Source organism: Paraburkholderia silviterrae (assembly GCF_004353915.1).
Lineage (GTDB): Bacteria > Pseudomonadota > Gammaproteobacteria > Burkholderiales > Burkholderiaceae > Paraburkholderia > Paraburkholderia silviterrae.
In genome coordinates, this window is record NZ_SMRP01000013.1 from 96363 (window position 1) to 112714 (window position 16352).

General features: G+C 65.8%; 16 protein-coding genes. 12 read left to right on the forward strand and 4 right to left on the reverse strand.

Going from position 1 to position 16352, the window contains the following annotated elements; translation table 11 throughout:
- Window positions 1-29: 29 nt before the first annotated feature.
- The 3 genes from EYW47_RS23860 to EYW47_RS23870 form a co-directional block, all read right to left on the reverse strand.
- A complete protein-coding gene (locus EYW47_RS23860) occupies window positions 30-2165 on the reverse strand; it encodes an acetate--CoA ligase family protein (protein ID WP_133197304.1) in 2136 nt (711 codons plus the stop codon).
- 106 nt (window positions 2166-2271) lie between these two features.
- Window positions 2272-3429 carry an acyl-CoA dehydrogenase family protein gene (locus tag EYW47_RS23865; RefSeq protein WP_133197305.1) on the reverse strand — a complete coding sequence of 386 codons (1158 nt, stop codon included), beginning with the start codon at window positions 3427-3429 and terminating at the stop codon, window positions 2272-2274.
- A 3-nt stretch (window positions 3430-3432) separates the two neighbouring features.
- A complete protein-coding gene (locus tag EYW47_RS23870; protein ID WP_133197306.1) occupies window positions 3433-4221 on the reverse strand; it encodes an enoyl-CoA hydratase/isomerase family protein in 789 nt (262 codons plus the stop codon).
- A 266-nt stretch (window positions 4222-4487) separates the two neighbouring features.
- Here EYW47_RS23870 and EYW47_RS23875 point away from each other — a divergent pair, with 266 nt between their 5' ends.
- The 6 genes from EYW47_RS23875 (at window position 4488) to EYW47_RS23900 (ending at window position 9454) form a co-directional block, all read left to right on the forward strand.
- Window positions 4488-4625, forward strand: a complete 138-nt coding sequence (locus tag EYW47_RS23875) for a hypothetical protein (protein ID WP_240763884.1) — start codon at window positions 4488-4490, stop codon at window positions 4623-4625.
- The gene (locus EYW47_RS23880; RefSeq protein ID WP_133197307.1) at window positions 4622-5350 is read left to right on the forward strand and encodes an NAD(P)H-dependent oxidoreductase; all 729 of its coding nucleotides are present in this window, start codon (window positions 4622-4624) and stop codon (window positions 5348-5350) included. Before EYW47_RS23875 ends, EYW47_RS23880 begins: the two co-directional genes overlap by 4 nt.
- Window positions 5351-5378: 28 nt before the next feature.
- A complete protein-coding gene (locus tag EYW47_RS23885) occupies window positions 5379-6128 on the forward strand; it encodes an electron transfer flavoprotein subunit beta/FixA family protein (protein ID WP_133197401.1) in 750 nt (249 codons plus the stop codon).
- 24 nt (window positions 6129-6152) lie between these two features.
- Complete coding sequence (locus EYW47_RS23890) at window positions 6153-7088, forward strand: electron transfer flavoprotein subunit alpha/FixB family protein (protein WP_133197402.1); 936 nt, start codon at window positions 6153-6155, stop codon at window positions 7086-7088.
- A gap of 67 nt (window positions 7089-7155) precedes the next feature.
- Window positions 7156-7794 (forward strand): MarC family protein, encoded by a 639-nt coding sequence (locus tag EYW47_RS23895; RefSeq protein ID WP_133197308.1) that lies wholly within the window; start codon window positions 7156-7158, stop codon window positions 7792-7794.
- A 52-nt stretch (window positions 7795-7846) separates the two neighbouring features.
- The gene (locus EYW47_RS23900) at window positions 7847-9454 is read left to right on the forward strand and encodes a 5-guanidino-2-oxopentanoate decarboxylase (protein ID WP_133197309.1); all 1608 of its coding nucleotides are present in this window, start codon (window positions 7847-7849) and stop codon (window positions 9452-9454) included.
- A 98-nt stretch (window positions 9455-9552) separates the two neighbouring features.
- Here the strand turns inward: EYW47_RS23900 and EYW47_RS23905 are convergent, their stop codons facing one another.
- Complete coding sequence (locus EYW47_RS23905) at window positions 9553-10158, reverse strand: TetR family transcriptional regulator C-terminal domain-containing protein (RefSeq protein WP_240763885.1); 606 nt, start codon at window positions 10156-10158, stop codon at window positions 9553-9555.
- Window positions 10159-10444: 286 nt separating this feature from the next.
- On the opposite strand from EYW47_RS23905, the gene EYW47_RS23910 reads away from it, so the two are divergent.
- From EYW47_RS23910 to EYW47_RS23935, 6 genes are all read left to right on the forward strand, one after another.
- Window positions 10445-11272, forward strand: a complete 828-nt coding sequence (locus tag EYW47_RS23910; RefSeq protein WP_133197310.1) for an ABC transporter ATP-binding protein — start codon at window positions 10445-10447, stop codon at window positions 11270-11272.
- An 89-nt stretch (window positions 11273-11361) separates the two neighbouring features.
- Window positions 11362-12159, forward strand: a complete 798-nt coding sequence (locus tag EYW47_RS23915; RefSeq protein ID WP_133197311.1) for a transporter substrate-binding domain-containing protein — start codon at window positions 11362-11364, stop codon at window positions 12157-12159.
- Window positions 12160-12193: 34 nt separating this feature from the next.
- Entirely contained in the window at window positions 12194-12910 is a 717-nt protein-coding gene (locus EYW47_RS23920; protein WP_133197312.1) for an ABC transporter permease, read from the forward strand.
- A 49-nt stretch (window positions 12911-12959) separates the two neighbouring features.
- Entirely contained in the window at window positions 12960-13655 is a 696-nt protein-coding gene (locus tag EYW47_RS23925) for an ABC transporter permease (RefSeq protein ID WP_133197313.1), read from the forward strand.
- Between the two features lie 54 nt (window positions 13656-13709).
- A complete protein-coding gene (locus EYW47_RS23930) occupies window positions 13710-14894 on the forward strand; it encodes a pyridoxal phosphate-dependent aminotransferase (RefSeq protein ID WP_133197314.1) in 1185 nt (394 codons plus the stop codon).
- Window positions 14887-15900 (forward strand): succinylglutamate desuccinylase/aspartoacylase domain-containing protein, encoded by a 1014-nt coding sequence (locus tag EYW47_RS23935; RefSeq protein ID WP_133197316.1) that lies wholly within the window; start codon window positions 14887-14889, stop codon window positions 15898-15900. Before EYW47_RS23930 ends, EYW47_RS23935 begins: the two co-directional genes overlap by 8 nt.
- Window positions 15901-16352 lie beyond the last annotated feature (452 nt).

Sequence of the window (16352 nt, forward strand, 5' to 3'; positions counted from 1 at the left end):
AACACCCGAAAACCAAAAAGCTGTTTTCGTCAGCTAACGAACCGCACAAGCGCATCGACGGCCACCGCGCCGTCCTTATCCACCAACAGCGGATTAACATCAAGCTCAATCAACACCTCAGCATGCTCCTGCGCGAACATCGCAATCGCCATGACATTGCGCACGAGCGCATCAAGATCAGCAGGCGCGCCGCCACGATACCCCATAAGCAGCGGCCCAAGCTTAAGCCCAAGCAGCGCCGCGCGCACATCCTGTTCACTCGCGGGCAACAACAGCGTGGCCGTATCACGAATCAGCTCAACCAGCACGCCGCCGCTACCGAGCACGAGCGCGAGCCCAAAGCCAGCGTCGCGCTTGATGCCCACAATCAGCTCCATCAACGGCGGGCTAGCCATACGCTCAACGAGAATGCGCTCGACCGCAACTTCCGGCGCATAGCGCGCCACGCTCTCAGTCATGCGCGTGACAGCGCCAGCAACAGCCTCAGGCGACTCGAGCCGCAGCGCCACCGCGCCCGCTTCGGTCTTATGCGGCAGATGCTCACTCACCACCTTCACACAAACCGGAAACCCGAGCTTCGCGGCGGCGGCGGGAGCCTCGGCCGGACTCACGCAAACGGCGGCAGGCACATCGAGACCATACTCGGCAAGCCTGCGCTTGCTCTCCCATTCATCCAGCAAACGGCCACCGCCATCATTGGGCGATGCATCGGGCACGCGCAGCACGGGCAGGGTGGAAAGGCGGTCTTCCGCCAGCCGCGCCGCACGCGTCTTGCCATACCACATCGCCGCGCCAATCGCCGCGATGCCTTCGCGCAGGCCCTGCAGCGGTGCAACACCGGCGGCGGCCATGCGCAAGGCGTGCTCGGGCGGCGTCAGCTCGGGAAACACAGAGATCAGCGCGGCGGGCACGTCGTTGGCGCGGGCACTGGCCGCGAAGGCGTCAGCAGCGATGTCGCATTGCGGGCGCTCGCCGGTGTCTGCCTTGGGGTAGTCGAGGATCATCGCGGCTGCGCCAGGGCGCTCGCCTAGCAGCGCGTCGCAACAGGCGCGCATGGCGTCGGGGCGGCCCCAGGGCGTGGTCGTGAAGTCGAGCGGGTTGGCGATGTTCGCGTAGGCCGGCAGCACGGCTTCGAGCGTCGCGCGGCCGTGCGCGCTCACGGCGGGGAACGCAATGCCCTGCGCTTCGGCGAGATCGGCGACGAGACCCGCGTCGCCGCCCGAGGTCGCGAGCGCCGCGAGCGTGCTGCTTTTGGGGATGCCCGCGATCGAGAGCAGCTTGAGTGTTTCCACGAGCTCGACCGGATCGCGCGCGCGGATCACGCCAAGCCGCTTGAAGAGGGCGTCGTAGAGCGAATCGGAGCCCGCGAGCGAGCTGGTGTGGCTCAACGCGAGCTGCGCGCCCAGCTCCGAGACGCCGCTCTTGAGCGCGACAATGGGCACGCCGCGCGCGAGCGCGCGCGTGGCGGCCTCGCTAAACGCGCTCACGTTCTTGAGGCCCTCGAGGTGCACGCCGATTGCGCGCACGCGCTCGTCGTCCACGAATGCGTCGACGAGGCGCGCCACATCCACCTGCGCCTGATTGCCCACGCTCACGAGATATGCGAAGGGCAGGCCGCGCGCGCTCATCGAGAGGTTGTAGGCAAGGTTGCCGCTTTGCGTGATCACGGCGACGCCGCGCTCGACGCGCGCCGCGCCGTGCGCCACGGGCCATAGCGCGCTGCCGTCCAGTCCATTCAGTAATCCGTAGCAATTCGGGCCGAGCAGCGCCATGTCGCCGCCCGCTTCCAGCAGGCTCGCCTGGAGCGCGGCGCCCTCGGCGCCGGTTTCCGAAAAGCCCGACGCGTAGACCACCGCGCCGCCCGCGCCGCGCGCCGCGAGCTCGCGCACGACGCCCACCGCCGCCGCCGATGGCACCGCGATGAAGGTTGCGTCCGGCGCGCGCGGCAGATCTTCGACGCGCGCGTAGCAGCGCTCGCCGTCGATCTCCGCGTGCGTGGGGTTGACGAGCCAGATGTCGCCCTGGAAGCCGAAGGCGCGCGAGCGCTGCAGCGCGGCTGCAATGCTGCGTCCGCCAATGAATGCAATGCTGGCAGGATTGAGAAGTCGATGCAGGTTGGCGGCGAACGCGCTGTCGCCGCGCTCGGTGGCACGGGTATGGGCCATGGCGGGTATGTCGATTGAAAGCCGATTGGAAACCGAAGGGTGACGTTCAGGCGCGTGAGCGCATTCAGGTGCGGGCGGGCCGTCGCGCGCCCGCCCGGGTCGTCCGCTAGCTATATTGCCGCATGATTTCCTTCGAGAGAATATGACGCTGGATCTCCGAGGTGCCTTCCCAGATGCGCTCGATGCGGGCGTCGCGCCAGAAGCGCTCAATGGGCAGTTCGTCCATGAGGCCCATGCCGCCGTAGATCTGCACCGCGTGATCGGTGACGCGGCCGAGCGTTTCAGTCGCAAGGAGCTTGGCGAGCGCGGCGTCGCCGTCGGTCATGGTGCCCTTGTCGAGCTTGTCGGCGGTGTAGAAGGTGACGAGCTCCGCCGCGCGAATCTCCGTTGCCATGTCGGCGAGCTTGAACGACGTGCCCTGAAAGTCGCCGATGCGCTTGCCGAACTGCTGGCGCGTAGCCGCCCATTCGGCCGCCATTTCGAACGCGCGCTGCGCACGCCCGATATTGTTGGCCGCCACCATCACCCGCCCGGCAGTCAGCCATTCGCTGGCCAGGTCGAAGCCATGATGCTCCTCGCCGAGGATCTGCGAGACGGGCACGCGGCAGTCGGAAAGAAAAATCTCCGACTGATGATAGCCACGCAGGCTCGTGCAGTGCGGGCCGCGCCGCACCGTCATGCCCGGCGTGTCCTTGTCGATCAGGAAGCAGGTCACGCGCTTGCGCATGCGGCCGCGCGATTCCTCCTCGCCCGTCACGGCGAACAGGATCACGTAGTCGGCCGTGTCCGCATGACTGATGAAGTGCTTGCTGCCGTTGATCACGTAGTGGTCGCCGTCGCGCACCGCGCGCGTGCGGATGCCCATGGCATCGGAGCCCGCGCCCGGTTCGGTGAGAGCGAAGCAGTCCACGCGCTCGCCGCGCACGGTCGGCTTCAGGTAGCGCTCGATCTGGTCGCCCTTGCAGGCCATCAGGATCTTGCTCGGCCGCGCGACGAACACGTGCAGCGCCCAGCTCGTGCGCCCGAGCTCGCGCTCGACGAGCGCCTGGCTCAGATAGTCGAGCCCCGCGCCGCCGGCGCTCTCCGGCATGTTGAACGCGTAGAGGCCGAGCTCGATGGACTTCTTGCGGATCGAGGCGGCGAGCGCGGGCGACACCTCGTCGGCGCGGTCCACGGCGAACTCGTGCGGCTGCAGCTCCTTTTCCACGAAGGTGCGCACCGACGAAACCAGCATTTCCTGTTCATGGGTCAATGAGAATTCCACGCGTTATCTCCCTGCGAATTGTGGGGCGCGCCGCTCTTTCGACGCGCGAAGGGCTTCCTGGCCGTCTTCGCTGTGGCCGCATGCGAGACCGGCGGCGAGCTCGGCCTGAAGCTGCTCGGCAAGCGTGCTGGACAGCGAGCGCGCGAAGAGGGCCTTGGTATGGCCGAGCGCCACGCTCGGACCGGCCGCGAGCTGCGCGGCGAAGGTTGCGACGTGCGACTCGAACGCAGCGTCGTCGACCACTTCGGAGACGAGGCCTGCCGCAAGCGCTTGCGCCGCGCTCCAGCGTTCGTTCAGGAATACGAAGCGGCGCGCGACGTCGGGCCGCGCGAGACGCGGGAGGAACCAGCTGCCGCCCATGTCGGGGCTGTAGCCCATGCCCGTGTAGCCGCAGCGCAGCGACGCGCTGGCAGCGGCAATGCGGAAGTCGCACGCGAAGCCAATGTCGGTGCCCGCGCCGACCACCGAGCCGTTGAGCGCCGCCACCGTGGGGCGCGGAAACGCCGCGAGCAACTGCACGAAGGCATGGGCCTTGTCGGTCCAGCCATAGGTGTCGAGCTCGCCATCGGCTTCGGCCTGCGCCCATTCTTCGACGTCGGCGCCGGCGCAGAACGCCTTGCCGGTGCCGGTGATCACGAGACAGCGCACCGAGGGGTCCTGCGCGTAGCCTTCGAGCAGCTCGCGCAGCCGGTCCAGATGGGGGCGCGCGAGCGCATTGCGCGCCGCCGGCCGGTCGATGCGCAGGGTGAGCACACCGTTGCGCGAATCGATACGGATCTCTTCTGTAATCATGGTTTTCGCCAGTCTCCTGTGTCTCATGCAAGCGGGTTGCGCACGGTCGTGAATTGATTGGGCAGACCCGCGGCGGGGCAAGGGTCCGCTCTACTTGCGGCCTCCATTACGGCATAGTATAAGTTCTGTTAAATGAACGTTCAACCCAAATCGGAAAAGACGTTCAGGAGACGAAGAGTGGAAGCAGGTCATGCGCGTGCGGAAATGGGCGCCGGCTGAGGCGCCGGCGCGGCACCGTCAAGCTGCCGCGCCGCATGTGAGACGGCATGCGCGAGAACGTCGAGCCGGCGATCGCCGCCGTGTCCACCCTGATGCTCGTCGGCACCTGCGCCGCGATTGCCGTGTCGCTCGCGCGCTGGCGCACGGCCCTAATTACTGCCGCACTGGAGAAACAACCAACATGAAGGTATTGATCGTTCACGCCCATCCCGAACCGCAGTCGTTCACCACCTCGATGCAGCATTGCGCCGTGCGCACGCTAGAAGCGCAGGGGCACGAGGTGATGGTGTCGGACCTCTACGCCATGAACTGGAATCCGGTGGCGAGCGAGGCGGACTTCGGCATGCGGCGCAATGCGGATTACCTTGTCTACGCACTGGAGCAGCGCGAAAACGTGGCCGCCCAGGCGATTGCTCCCGACATTGCGGCGGAGCTGGAAAAGCTGCTGGCCTGCGATCTGGTGATCTTCAGCTTCCCGCTGTTCTGGTGCTCGGTGCCCGCCATCATGAAAGGCTGGATCGATCGCGTGATGGTCTCGGGCAAGGTGTATGGCGGCCTGCGCTTTTACGACCGCGGCGGTATGCGCGGCAAGCGCGCGATGCTCGCCTACACGTGCGGCGGACGCGATTTCATGTTCGGGCCCGACGCGGTGCACGGCGAGATGGACCTCATGCTGCGCCATATGTTGCGCGGCACGCTCGGCTATGCCGGGTTCGAGGTGCTGCCGTCGTTCGTTGCGTATCACGTGCCGTATATCGCCAACGAAGAGCGGGTGGCCATGCTCGAGCGCTACGCCGACACCCTCGCGAAGCTCGACCAGTTGCAGCCGCTCGCGTTCCCGACGCTCGATGACTTCGACTCGGAGATGCGCCCGCGAGTGCTTGCCGAGCAGCTTGGGGAGCAGGACTAATTAATCTGAATGTGAGAGTGCGATGAGTGTGAAGATCCTGGTGGGTGTGAAACGGGTGGTCGATTACAACGTCAAGGTGCGTGTGAAGTCGGATGGCACGGGTGTGGATATCGCCAACGTGAAGATGTCGATGAACCCGTTCGACGAAATCGCCGTGGAAGAGGCGGTGCGCTTGAGGGAAGCGGGCGTGGCGACGGAAGTCATCGCCGTGTCCGCCGGTGTGGCGCAAGCGCAGGAAACGCTGCGCACGGCGCTGGCGATCGGCGCGGACCGCGCGATCCTCGTCGAGTCGAATGAGGATTTGCAGCCGCTCGCGGTGGCGAAGCTTTTGAAGGCGCTCGTCGATAAAGAGCAGCCGCAGCTGATCATTCTCGGCAAGCAGGCTATCGACGACGATTCGAACCAGACCGGCCAGATGCTCGCCGCTTTGGCGGGTCTGCCGCAGGCAACGTTCGCTTCGAAGATCACCGTCGCCGATGGCAAAGCCACGGTTGCGCGTGAGGTCGATGGCGGCGCGGAGACGCTTTCCCTGCAATTGCCCGCTGTGGTGACCACCGACCTTCGTTTGAACGAGCCGCGCTACGTCACGCTGCCGAACATCATGAAGGCGAAGAAGAAGCCGCTGGAAACGGTCAAGCCCGAAGACCTCGGTGTCGATGTCACGCCGCGCCTGAAGACCCTGAAGGTTGCCGAGCCGCCCAAGCGTAGCGCGGGTGTGAAGGTCGCCGACGTGAAGACGCTGGTCGAGAAGCTGAAGACGGAAGCAAAGGTACTGTGAGGGGAGCAGAACAAAATGACGAATCTGGTGAATCTGGTATTGGCTGAACACGACAACGCAACCATCAAGGCTGCGACGCTGAACACCGTGGCTGCCGCACAGAAGATCGGCGGCGATGTGCACGTGCTGATCGCAGGCCACAACGCCCAGGCTGCCGCCGATGCAGCGGCAAAGATCGCTGGCGTTTCGAAGGTGCTGCTGGCCGACGCGCCGCAACTGGAGCAGGGCCTCGCCGAGAACGTCGAAGCCACTGTCCTGAGCATCGCAAGGAACTACTCGCATATCCTCGCGCCGTCGACGGCTGCGGGTAAGAACGTCACGCCGCGTATCGCCGCGAAGCTGGATGTTGCGCAGATTAGCGACATCACAGCAGTGGATTCGCCGGACACGTTCGAGCGTCCGATCTATGCGGGCAATGCCATTGCTACGGTGCAGTCGCAAGATCCCATCAAGGTCATCACGGTGCGCACGACTGCATTCGATGCCGTAGCAGCCGAAGGCGGCCGCGCAGCGGTAGAAAAGCTCGAAGCCGCAGCAGACAGTGGCCTCTCGCAATTCCTGAGCCGTGAAGTCACGAAGCTCGACCGTCCGGAACTCACGAGCGCGAAGATCATCGTCTCGGGCGGCCGGGGTCTCGGCAGCGGCGAGAACTACACAATGGTTCTCGAGCCGCTCGCCGACAAGCTCAACGCCGCACTCGGCGCCTCGCGCGCAGCAGTGGATGCGGGCTACGTCCCCAACGATTACCAGGTGGGTCAAACCGGCAAGATCGTCGCGCCGCAGCTCTATATCGCGGTGGGCATCTCGGGCGCGATCCAGCACTTGGCGGGCATGAAGGACTCGAAGGTGATCGTGGCGATCAACAAGGACGAAGAAGCGCCGATCTTCAGCGTGGCTGACTACGGCCTCGTGGGGGACCTGTTCACGGCCGTCCCCGAGTGGGCGAACGCGCCGGCCTGATGCGCGCAAGCGCGGCTCTCGCACAAGGCTCTTCTCCAATCGCACGACACAACCGATCGAATCCACCATGACGTCCAGCGACGTACTGCTGTTCCTCACGGGCCTGCTCACCTTGTTTTGCCCACCCGTTGCGATGCCGATGTATGCGGCGGTCACGGGCCATTTCCCCGACGCGACGCAGCGGCAGATCGCGCTGCGCCTGTTCGTGTGGATCGCGGCGCTGATGGTCGCCTCGGTATGGGGCGGCCAGTTTCTGCTGCGCATGCTGGGCCTCACGCTCGGCGCCTTGACGCTCACGGGCGGTCTAGTGCTGTGCCTGTGGTCGATTCCCATGATGCGCGGCACGCACGCGGACAAGGACGAGCGGCGCGGCGGCACGGGCCGGCTCGAGCATGCGCAGTGGCGCGGCTACATCGCGGTGCCGCTGATTTTCCCGCTTTCGATCGGCAGCGCGGTGATCTCGCTCGTCATCACGACGGCCTCGCGCTTTCATACGATCGGCGATCTGTGCATCGTGAGCGCCGCGTGCGTGCTGCACGCGGGCGTGATCGCCATCACGTACCTGTGCTCGGGCTCGTGGTGCAAGCGCTTGAGCGAGATTGGCAGGACCATCGTCGAGCGGCTTTCGGGTATCGTGCTGACCGCCATCGCTTTCCAGATGCTTGCGCAAGGCATACGCGAATTGCTGCCAGGCCTCGCTTCATGACAAACCGGCTTGCCGGTTCCCAACCCCTCCACCGATTCATTCAAGACAGACTATGAAAACAGTCGGCATGTACCTCGTCGAGTTGCTTGCGGCCTATGGCGTGGATACCGTTTTCGGCATTCCCGGCGTGCATACCATCGACCTGTACCGCGGCCTCGAGCGCAGCGGCATGCGCCACATCACGGCGCGTCACGAGCAGGGGCTCGGCTTCATGGCCGACGGCTATGCGCGTGCCACGGGGCGCCCCGGCGTGTGCTTCGTGATCACCGGGCCAGGCGTCACGAACATCGCGACGGCGATGGCCCAGGCCAGCGCGGACTCCATTCCGATGCTCGTGATTTCGAGCGTCAACGCGCTCGGGCAGATGGGCTCGGGCAACGGCCACCTGCACGAGCTGCCCGACCAGCGCCAGTTCGCCGGCAGCGTCGCCGCGTTCAGCCACACTGTCACGCGCGCCGAAGAGCTGCCGCAGGTCATCGCACGCGCCTTCGCCGTGTTTTCGGGCGAGCGCCCGCGCCCCGTGCATATCGAGCTGCCGCTCGACGTCATCAACGCACCCGCTGGCGCGTTGCCGTCGCCGCCGCCTGCGCCCCGGCGCGTGCAGGTCGGCCCCGCAGCCGCGCCTGCGCTGAACGCACTGCGCGAGGCCGCGCAACGCGCGAAGGCGCCGCTGATACTCGCGGGCGGCGGGGCGCTTGGCGCGGCCGACGAGGTGCGCTGGCTCGCGCAAACGCTCGATGCGCCGGTGGTCATGACCATCAACGGGCGTGGCATGCTCGCGCCCACGCATCCGCTCGCGATCTCCTGGTCGGCGTCTAGCGCGGCCGTGCGCGCGCTGATGCGCGAGAGCGATCTCGTGATCGCGCTTGGCACCGAGCTCGGGCCCACCGACTACGATCTCTACGCGGACGGCAGCTTCGTCGCGCCGCGCACGCTCGCGCGTGTCGACATCGACGCGCAGCAGCTCTTTCGCAACGCGCCGCCCGACTTGCCGCTCCTTGGCGACGTGGGCGAGACGCTCGCGGCGCTGCGCCGCTCGTGGGGCGAGCCGGGGGCACGCGCGGAGGGGGCGGGGTCGCCCGGCGCCACGCGCGCGGCCGTGTGCCGCGACGCCGCCCGGCTCGAAGCCGACGCGCAAACGCAGCGCGATCTCGCCTTGCTCGATAGCGTGCGTGAGGCGCTGCCGCACGCGTGCATCGTGGGCGACTCCACGCGCATGGTCTACTCGGGCAACATCGGTTACGCGGCGCCGCGGCCGCGCAGCTGGTTCAACGCGTCCGTGGGCTTCGGCTCGCTCGGCTACGGGCTGCCGGCGGCGATCGGCGCGAGTCTCGCCGACCCGGCACGGCCGGTCGTGTGCCTCGCGGGGGACGGTGGCCTGCAGTACACGCTGGGCGAGCTCGGCACGGCGGTCCAGCATGGCGCACGTGTGATCGTGCTGTTGCTGAACAACCGCGGCTATGGCGAGATCAAGAACGCGATGGTGCAACGTGGAGTCGAGCCGATCGGCGTCGATCTGCACACGCCGGACTTCGTCGCGCTCGCGCAGGCGTATGGCTGGCAGGCCCAGCGCGTGGCCGAAGGCGAGGCGCTGGGCGAAGCGCTGCAACGCGCGGCCGGGCAGGATGCCCCGGCGCTCATCGAAATCTGCGTGGCATGAAATAGCGCCAGCAGTGCACTACAACGAAAAAAAGCCGCCGCCTTTTTTGACAAGGCGGCGGCTTTTTCGCTGATGAGCCAGAGCGAACCGTGGCGCGCTCAGGCGCGCGTGCGCATGGCCCGCGCCGTCACGAAGTTCTCGACGACGCCCAGACAACTGTGCAGCGCGTCCTCGGCCGTAAACGAGCTCGGGTCGCGCGCGAGCTCCAGCCAGAAGCCGTCGATCAATGCGGTCAGCGTCAGCGCCGCGAGGTCGCTCTCGACCTCCACGCCGCGGCCTTCGCCAATCTGGTCGAACAGCTTCTTGAGCGCCTGCCGGTAGCCGGCATAAAGCTCCTTGTGCGCCTTGCGGATCACCGGGTCGCTATGCGCGACGCTCCAGAAGCCCAGCCAGACCTTCACGTTCTTCGGCGCGAACACGGGCGCCGCGAAGCACACCCTGATGATCGCGTCGAGCTTCGCTTCGGGACCCGACGCTTTCGCGGCGGCCGCGCGCGAGACTTCCTGCAGGTCGGCGGCAAGGCGCTTGTAGGTCTGCACCATCAGCTCGTCTTTCGACTGGAAATGATGGTTGATGAGCCCGCGCGAGACCTTGGCCTCGGCACAGATGCGATCGATCGTCGTATCCGAATAACTGTAGCGGGCGATGCAGCGCATCGTCGCCTCGATGATGGATTGCTGGCGTACCTCAGGCGTTTCGCGCACCCCGCGCCCTCGTGTGGGCACGGGTTCTTTGCGAGTGGTTTTTGGCACAGTTCACCTTTCACTATGGTTACCCCGCCGATTATATGCGACTGTCGGAAATCTGTTCAATTGCAGTGCTACGACCCCAGAGCCGGAGGCACTTCGCGGCTCAAAAAGTTTATTGAAACGAGTTGAACCAATGTTCAACAGAACATATACTCGTGAACCCATGAAGGTTGGTTGACCATTCAACAAGCCACTGCGGACGATGCTCCGTATCGCTTCAGCAGGTGGCACTGGAGACAACATGCTGGCCGTGGCAAACGACACCGCGCATCAACCCGATGCACAGCGGGAAGGGGGCGCGCAACGTGTGTGCGTGGAGAACCTGCACAAGTCCTTCGGCGATCTGGAGGTGCTCAAGGGCGTATCGCTGGGCGCGAACGAAGGCGAGGTGATCTCGCTGATCGGCGCGAGCGGCTCGGGCAAGAGCACGCTGCTTCGCTGCATCAACCTGCTGGAAATGCCCACGAGCGGCAGGATCGTCGTGGACGGCGAGGAGATCAGCCTCGGCACTGACCGCAAGGGCCGCACGATTGCGCGCGATGCGCGCCAGGTCGAGCGCATCCGCACCCGGCTCGGCATGGTCTTTCAGAGCTTCAACTTGTGGCCGCACCGCACGGTGCTCGAAAACATCATCGAAATGCCGGTGCATGTGCTGCGCGAGCCGCGCGCCGAAGCCATTGCCCGCGCCGAGCAACTGCTCGAACGCGTCGGTCTCGCCGACAAGCGTCATGTCTATCCCGCGTTCCTTTCCGGTGGCCAGCAGCAGCGCGTGGCGATTGCGCGCGCGCTCGCCATGCGCCCGAAGGTCATGCTGTTCGACGAGCCCACCTCGGCACTCGACCCCGAGCGCGTGGGGGAAGTGCTCAAGGTGATCCGCGATCTGGCGTGCGAAGGCCGCACCATGCTGCTCGTCACGCACGAAATGGATTTCGCGCGTGACGTCTCGAGCAAGGTCGTGTTCCTGCACCAGGGGCGCATCGAGGAAAGCGGCACGCCGGAGCAGGTGTTCGGCGCGCCGCTAAGCGAGCGGTGCCGGCAGTTCGTCACCGCGCATCAGCAGCGCCGTTAAATGTCGTGCGCCCGGCGCCGCGAGACGCGGTAGCCGGCGCACTCGAGCATGTGTAGCGTCCAACCCGTTGATCGAAAAGGTACTCCACCATGAAGAAAATGATTCGCGCCCTGGCTGTGGTTGCAACGGCTGCCCTGACGATGTTGAGCGTGCCTGGCAGTGCCACGGCCGCATCGGATACGCTGCGCTTTGGCGTGGCCGCCGAGCCGTATCCGCCGTTTACCATGAAGACGCCCACGGGGCAGTGGAGCGGCTTCGAGGCCGACCTGATCCGCGCGCTTTGCGACCAGATGAAGGCCCAATGCCAGATCAAGGAGGTGTCGTGGGACGGCATCATTCCGGCGCTGCAAAGCGACAAGATCGACGTGATCTTCAACTCCATGTCGATCACGCCCGAGCGCGAGAAAGTCATCGCGTTCTCGCGGCCGTACTATGAAACGCCGGGCGTCTTCGTCGGACCGAAGGACGTGCCGTTGACGCTCACGCCTGCGGGCCTCGCGGGCAAGGTGATCGGCGTGCAGGGCTCCACCGGCAACGCCGAGTTCATCAAGGCCGCCTATGGCAAGACTTCGACGGTGCGCCTCTATAACACTCAGGACGACTGCAATGCCGATCTCGTCGCGGGCCGTATCGACGTGATGTTCCTCGACAAGCTCGGCGTGATCGACTTCCTCAAGACGAAGGACGGCGCTTCGGTCGAAATGAAAGGCCCGGGCAGCGTGAAGATGGACCCGGCGATTTACGGCAGCGGCATCGGCGCCGGCGTGCGCAAGAGCGATGTGGCGCTCAAGCAGCGCATCGACACGGCGCTCGTGCAGCTCCACGACTCGGGCAAATACGACGCCATCGCGAAGAAGTACTTCACGATCGACCTCTGGCCGCATTGAGCACGGCGCGCGCGAAGCCTAACGGGGGAATAGCATGAACACGTGGACCTGGGTGGCGTATCTCGGCATCGACCCGGACGGCTGGACCGCCGCCCTGCTGCAGGGTGCGCTCGTCACGCTCGAAATCTCGTTCGGGGCCTTTGCCGTGGGCCTCCTGCTTGGGCTGGCGGGCGCGGCGGCCAAGCTCTCGGGCGTGCGCACGCTCGAGCGCATCGCCAACGCCTACACGACGGTGTGCCGCGCGGTGCCCGAGCTGCTGCTGATCCTGCTGCTGTACTACGCGGGCACGGACGCGGTGAACCTGCTGATGCGCGCCATCGGCGTGGGCGACGTGAGCGTCAACGGCTTTGCCGCGGCGGTGACGGTGCTCGGCATCGTGCAGGGCGCCTACGCGGCCGAGATCATTCGCGGTGCGGTGCTTGCGATTCCGTACGGGCAGATCGAGGCGGGGCGCGCATTCGGCGCACGGCCCGTGCTCGTGTTCCGGCGCGTGATCCTGCCCGCGATGGCGCCTTATGCCCTCGCGGGCTTCGCGAACCTGTGGCTCATTCTCGTCAAGGACAGCGCGCTGATCAGCGTGGTGGGGTACTCCGAGCTGCTGTATACGGCCAAGCAGGCGGCCGGATCGACGCGCGAATATCTGCACTACTACTTGATGGTGGCGGCGGTCTACTTCGTGATCACGACCGTTTCGGGAGCGTTCTTCCGGGAGATCGAGCGCCGCTTCGGCCGCTGGATGCCGCAAGCTTGATGAAACCGTGGCCGGCCGGCGGCCGGCCTGACTCTCGCAGGTGACTGTGATGGACTGGACTGTAATACCGTCGTACGGAAACATGCTGCTGCTCGGTCTCGTGACCACGCTCAAGCTGCTGCTGGTCTCGGGCATCGCGGGCTTTGCGTTCGCCGTGATCGTCGCGTTTGCGCGGATCTCGCGCAATCCGCTCATTGCGAATGCTAGCAAAGGCTTCACCGCGCTCATACGCGGCACGCCGCTGCTCGTGCAGATTTACATCCTCTACTACGGCGTGGGCTCGCTCTTCGCGCAGTGGCCGTGGCTGCGCACGAGCGTGCTATGGCCGTTCCTGCGCGATGGCTTCTGGTATGTCGCGCTCGCGCTGGTGGTGAGCGTGGGCGCCTATGTGGGCGAGGTGATCCGCGCGGGGCTGCGCGGCGTGCCCAAGGGCGAGCTCGAAGCCGCGCGCGCGATGGGGATGCGGCCGCTCTTGATCGTGCGCCGCGTCTGGCTGCCACGCGCCATCCAGATCCTGCTGCCGACGCTCGCCGGCGAGTCGGTGATGCTGCTCAAGTCGACGGCGCTCGCCTCGACGGTGGCGGTCATGGACGTGCTTGGCGCTGCTAACTATATTCGCGCACAAACGCTGCGCACCTACGAGCCTTTGCTCGCGATCGCGGTGATCTACGTCGTGCTCGCGTATCTGATCGAGCGGGGCTTCGGTTATCTCGAACGTCGCGTGCCGGTTCGGTCGGCACGCTAGATGCACGCTGAAGTGCGATCAGGTGCGGCGCAGTGGCCGCCGCAAGGAGACTGCATGAAATTTTCGAAACTCGTGGAGCGCCTGCAGGGCAAGCGCACGTCGGCATGGGAGATTCACTACGCGGCGCAGCGTGCTCTGGCCGAAGGGGAAGACGTGATCATGCTGAGCGTGGGCGACCCGGACTTCGCGACGCCTGCGCCCATTGTCGAGCGTGCCGTTGCCGCCTTGCGCGGCGGCGACACGCACTATAGCGAGGTGGCGGGCCGCCCGGCGCTGCGCGCGGCGCTCGCGCGCGAGCATGCGAGAGCGACGGGCTGCGAGGTCACGATGGACAACGTGATCGTCACCGCCGGGGCGCAGAACGGCCTGTACGCCGTGGCGCAGTGCATCTGCGAGGCCGGTGACGAGGTCATCGTGCCCGAGCCGATGTATCTGACCTACGAGGCCAGCGTGCGCGCTTCGGGCGCGACGCTCGTGAGCGTGCCGGTCGATCCCGAACGCGGCTTTCACCTCGATCTCGCGAGGCTCGAAGCGGCGATCACCCCGCGCACCAAAGCGATCTTCTTCGCGACGCCGTGCAACCCGACGGGCGCGGTCATGCCGCGTGCCGACCTGGAGGCCATTGCGCGGCTCGCGCACCGGCACGACCTGTGGGTGCTCGCCGACGAGGTCTACGCAGACCTCGTGTTCGAGCGCGAGCACGTGAGCATCGCGTCGCTCGAGGGCATGGCGGAGCGCACCATCACGCTGGGTAGCTTCTCGAAGTCGCATGCGATGCCGGGCTGGCGCGCGGGCTGGGCGGTGGCGCCGGCGCCGCTCGTCGAGCATCTGGAACGGCTCGCGCTGTGCATGCTGTACGGACTGCCAGGTTTTATCCAGGAGGGCGCGCTCGCGGGGCTCGAACAGCGCGAGCAGATCGTGAGCACGATGCGCGAGGTGTACCGGCGCCGCCGCGACGTCGTGTATGAGCGCCTGAGCCGCGTGCCTGGGCTGCGCTGCTTGTTGCCGGAAGCTGGCATGTTCATGATGGTGGACGTGCGCGGCACGGGGCTCGATACGCACGCGTTCACGTGGCAGCTCTTTCACGCGCGCAAGGTCTCGTTGCTCGATGCGAGCGCCTTTGGCGACACCGCACAGGGCTTCGTGCGCTTTGGCTTCGTGGTGGATGAAAAGCGCCTTGTCGATGCCTGCGAGCGGATTGCCTCGTTTGTCGCGAGCCTTGAGGCGGTCGATGCATGACACGCTAGATTTGAGCGTGGTGGGCGACTCCGGTGCGGCGCTGCCGCTGCGCGTGTGGCGGCTCGCCGGGCGCGGCGACGGCCCCAGCGTTCAATTGCAGGCGGGCTTGCATGCTGACGAGATCGCGGGCATGCACGTGCTGCACACGTTGTTGCCGCGCCTGCGCGAGGCGCACGAGAGCGGGCGTCTGGCCGGAACGGTCACGGTCGTGCCGCAGGCGAACCCGCTGGGGCTCGCGCAGTTCCGCCATGGCCGTTTGCTTGGGCGCTTTCATGACGCGACGAGCCGCAACTTCAATCGGCATTTTCATGAGTCGATTGCGATGGAGCGCGAACCGACCACGTTCGCCGCGTGGCAGAAAGCGCTGTTTGCGCTTGCGCGCGAGGCGCAGATCGTGCTGGATTTGCATACGGATTCGGAGGCGTTGCCTTACCTTTATGTGCATGAGGGGTTCTGGCCTGAGGCTCGCGATCTTGCTGCCGCATTGCGTGCGGAAGTCGCGATTGTTTGGGGCGAGGACGATGACGGCGCGTTTGAAGGCGCGATTGTCGCGAAGGGGCGGCGTGAGCCGCATGCTGGGCTGCTTCTTGCGGCGACGATTGAGTTGCGTGGGCAGTCAGATGTGAGCGATGCGCTCGCGCAGCGTGATGCGGATGGGATTTATCGATTTCTGTGTGCACGTGGTGTTGTTGATGAGCGTGTTGAGCACACGGGCTGGGAAGGCGAGGCCGTGCCGATCGCGAATATGGAGACGATTTTTGCGCCGGTTTCCGGCGTGATCGTTTATAGCTGTGAGCTGGGGGAGCGGGTGGCGCAAGGTCAAACGATTGCGCGTATCGTTGCGAGGCCGGGGGATCCTTCTAGCGAAGTCGTGGTGAGGGCGCGGCAGAGCGGCCGGATTGTGACACGCAATCGCGATCGGTTGATCGCCCAAGGCGATGTGGTGATCAAGATGACGGGCTCGAGAGCGTCGGCCGCCTGGCGTGGCGGGGCGCTTGATCCCTGAGTCCTGAGGTATCAGGCGTTGGCCTTTCCTTGTATTCATGTAGGTATATTAGCGTTGCCCCTGTGCGGGGCGGCACCTACTTTTCTTTGCAGCCGCAAAGAAAAGTAGGCAAAAGAAAGCGGCTCAAACCGCCAGTGTGACGCGGTCCCCCACTGCCCTGTCAATCGGAGCGGCTCCGGGGCATCCGTCACCTCGCACACTCCGCCTTAGTGACAAGGGGCTCATTCTTCCCGCCGCGCGCTACGCGCGGGCGGAAGGGTCTGCAAGGAAAACCGGGCGTGCCGCCTGAGAATGCGGGGAGTTCTGCCGCATGAATAGGTGGGAGTCCTACGAATACGCGTACATTCCAATGGTTTTGGTTATGCCCCACGGCGCGCGCAGCGCCGCCGGAAGGATGAGCCCTTAGTCACTCCGGGTGACGGCGCGTGGTGACAGACGCTCCGGAGCCGCTC